Source organism: Shewanella sp. SW32 (genome assembly GCF_025653365.1).
GTDB classification, from domain to species: Bacteria; Pseudomonadota; Gammaproteobacteria; order Enterobacterales; family Shewanellaceae; genus Shewanella; species Shewanella oncorhynchi.
This window is the reverse complement of the sequence record NZ_JAKKSJ010000084.1, coordinates 1-1846: the sequence shown is the minus strand read 5'-3', so window position 1 is coordinate 1846 and position 1846 is coordinate 1. Positions and strand designations below refer to the sequence as shown.

Annotated in this window: 3 protein-coding genes; all 3 read right to left on the bottom strand. The window is 49.6% G+C overall.

All coding sequences use genetic code 11. The features are described 5' to 3' along the window. Positions 1–264, bottom strand: a 264-nt coding sequence (locus L5M28_RS23855; RefSeq protein WP_263202964.1) for a hypothetical protein, incomplete at its 3' end; no start/stop codon positions are given. 21 nt (positions 265–285) lie between these two features. After that, on the bottom strand, positions 286–732 hold the full coding sequence (locus L5M28_RS23850) for a GNAT family N-acetyltransferase (RefSeq protein ID WP_263204533.1): 447 nt from the start codon (positions 730–732) through the stop codon (positions 286–288). A gap of 7 nt (positions 733–739) precedes the next feature. After that, positions 740–1846 (bottom strand): hypothetical protein (locus L5M28_RS23845; RefSeq protein WP_263204532.1); only part of this gene is annotated, 1107 nt, incomplete at its 5' end.

The following is a 1846-nucleotide window of genomic DNA, read 5'->3' as shown; positions in this document are numbered from 1 at the left end:
CGAGGCCAGTGACGAACCTGCGGCGGCAACATTGCCAGAGGCTAACGCGGTTCCAGCCCCAGTGACCCCTGACCAAGCGGAAGCTATCCCCCCTGCAGCCGTCCCGCCTGCGCTCATGGCCCCAATCAGGGCCGCACCTCCAAAGTAAATGATTGCAGCTATTGCGACCACTTTCACAATGGGTTTAATAACTTTCCATACCTTTTTGGCAATACTTTTTACACCTTTCCAAACCTTTTTAAAGGCTTTACCGACAGCGCTCATACTGCCTCCTTAATTTTTCGATTAAAGCAGACGATTGTAAAAACCGCCTACCAAGGTGAAGTTATGCTTTTGATATAGCCGACCTATACGGCCGTCAGCATCTAGCCCTGAACTGACGCCGAGCAAAATGCTTTTTACCTTAGGGAATGTTTTGGCCCAACGAATGAAGCGGCGCAGTAACCACACGGCTTGATCTGCATGTTCTGGCAGTACGCAAAAGGTTAAGTCAGTTGCGTAGCAGTCTTTGCTAAACCAGTGTTCCTCTTGCATTGCCAGCAAAAAACCCACTACCTCGCCGTTTACTTCGGCAACAAATGCCTCCATGCCTCGATCTGCAATGCAGCGACGCACCATATAGCTAGCTTTGGTATCGTCCATTTCAACGGGGTAACTAGGCGCCTTAGCCAATGTGACTTGGCCTATTTCAAGTATCCGCTTTAGGTCTGCGTGAGTAGCTGTTCTAATCATGGCTTACCTACCTTTGCTGTTGACGCAAGCCTACATCACCACCGATATAGCCAGCGCCTGGGTAAGTACCCGTCTTAGCTTGAGGGTTAACGGTTCCGGTTCCGGTGCTGCCGCCTGTTCCACCTGTCGAACCTGTGCTACCTGAACTCGGCGGTGGAGTCACTAAAGGTGGTGGCGTTGCTGTTGGTGGTAATTGACCGTCGCTTGCGCCATAAATCACTGCCAGCATATTTGCTTGGCTTTGTAGTGAGCCCATGATGTTGGTAATAGCGGCCTTTTGCTGTTCAGCTGTCATATTAGGATTTGACATTGCCATGCCAATGGCTTGCATAGCCGCATTAACAGCTTGCCCCTGTGCATTGCCATACTCCATTTTTGCTTGTTGACTAAAGCCACGCACTTGCATTTCCATTTGCGAGCCAATTTGAGCTGTAAGCTCTTTCCAGCGCTGGTCGTTTTGCAGATCATTAAGTTGCACTTGATAATTTTGCAGAATCGCATCGCGGTCTGTTTGGATTTGCGCGCTACGTTCCATCTGTGCAAGTTGCAATGACTGTTGTTTATCGAGCGTGCCAAGCTGCTGCTTGTACTTTAAATCTTCAAGCTGAGTCTGGAACTCGCGGTTAACATTGTTCTCACCAGTCTGCCAAGACTGCTGCGCGTTCAACTCTTGTAAGCGCTGCTTCCCTTGAGCGTCGAGCGTGCCAAGCTGCTGCTTGTATTTAAGGTCCTCAAGCTCTGCTTGGAATTGGCGATCAGTGTTTTTCTCCCCAGTCTGCCAATCCATTTGATTATTTTGCAGTTGGTTATTGATAGCACCCTGCTTATCAGCCATTGATGCGTCTTGCTGGTTTTTAAGATTGGTTTGGTCAAGCTGTGCCTGTGTTTGCCACTGTTGGCTTTGTGCTTGGTTATAGGTTTGCGCGTCTTGCTGGGCGATAGGCAGTGCCTTGTCAATCATCGACGATAAGGCGACTTCGTTACCGATTGAACTAGACTGCAATCCACGAGCCGCATTGTAGCCCTGTGCCTGCGCTTGGGCCTTGCGCATAATCTCGCTATTCGGGTCAAGTAAGCCGGTAATTTGGTTCTGTACTAATGACTCATTGCGCGG

Excerpts from the sequence above, each read along its gene's own strand:
- L5M28_RS23850 (WP_263204533.1), bottom strand. The coding sequence starts at position 732 with ATGATTAGAACAGCTACTCACGCAGACCTAAAGCGGATACTTGAAATA.